Source organism: Planotetraspora sp. A-T 1434, from assembly GCF_025420585.1.
Taxonomy (GTDB): Bacteria; Actinomycetota; Actinomycetes; order Streptosporangiales; family Streptosporangiaceae; genus JAOEGB01.
This window is the reverse complement of record NZ_JAOEGB010000078.1, coordinates 1-1102: the sequence shown is the minus strand read 5'-3', so window position 1 is coordinate 1102 and position 1102 is coordinate 1. Positions and strand designations below refer to the sequence as shown.

Here is a 1102-nt window from a genome sequence, read left to right as displayed (position 1 = left end):
GGATCTAGTCCCCATGTCCCTGCGGGGGACGCCTCGCAGGCGTGAAAATGGGTCGGGTTGCCCGCCGACGCCGGTCTTTGCTTGGGACCGCGAACCCGTGATCTAGTCTGGCGCCGGGGCCCGCCCTGGAAGGGTCACGCACTGTTGCTTCGAGCACGCCGGTCAGAATTTCGGTTCCCGACCGAGGCCCCCGGGCAGCCCGTCCACCCCCCCGTAGTGATGAAGGACGGACTGGTTGCCAGAGCCCCAGGAGATCCCGGACGAGGAGCATGAACAGCTCTTCCAGCGCGTGTGCGCCATTGACGTGGCCAAGGACGCGGGCAAGGTCTGCGTCCGGCTGCCGCACCCGTCCCAGGCCGGCCGGCGGCTCAGCAAGGTCTGGGAGGTCAAGGCCACGTTCAACGCGATCACGGCACTGGCCGGTCAGCTCAGAGCGCAGGCGATCGAGAAGATCACCGTGGAGTCGACCTCCGACTACTGGCGCATCTGGTTCTACCTGCTGGAGGCGCACGGGCTGGATGTGCAGCTGGTCAACGCCCGGGAGGCCAAACACGCCCCTGGACGCCCCAAAACCGACAAGCTGGACGCCATCTGGCTGGCCAAGCTGACCGAAAAGGGGCTGCTACGTCCCTCGTTCGTACCGCCCCGGCCGATCCGGACGCTGCGGGACTACACCCGGATGCGGACCGATCTGACCCGCGAACGCACCCGGTACTGGTCACGGCTGGAAAGCTGCTGGAAGACGCATTGATCAAAGTCTCCGCCGTGGCCAGCACACTCGACACTGCCTCGGCCAGGGACATGATCGAGGCCCTGATCGCGGGCCAGCGCGACCCGGAGGCCCTGGCCCAGCTGGCGCGCGGGAGGATGAAAGCCAAACACGCCGCCCTCATCGAGGCGCTGACCGGCCAGTTCGACGATCACCACGCCGAGCTCGCCCGGATGCTGCTGGACCAGATCGACACGCTGACGGCGCAGATCGGCAAGCTCACCACCCGGATCGAGCAGCTGATCGCCGACCTGCCCGCAGGTCAGGCAGCCCTCTGGCAGGAGCCAGACGAGCCCCCAGACGATGGGACCGACGGCGATGGGACCGACGGCG

At 67.6% G+C, this 1102-nt stretch carries 1 protein-coding gene and 1 pseudogene; both read left to right on the top strand.

Going from position 1 to position 1102, the window contains the following annotated elements; genetic code table 11:
- Positions 1–235 precede the first annotated feature (235 nt).
- On the top strand, positions 236–751 hold the full coding sequence (locus N5079_RS35020; protein ID WP_261588521.1) for an IS110 family transposase: 516 nt from the start codon (positions 236–238) through the stop codon (positions 749–751).
- Positions 752–765: 14 nt separating this feature from the next.
- Positions 766–1102, top strand: a pseudogene (locus N5079_RS35015) (hypothetical protein); the annotation flags it as partial.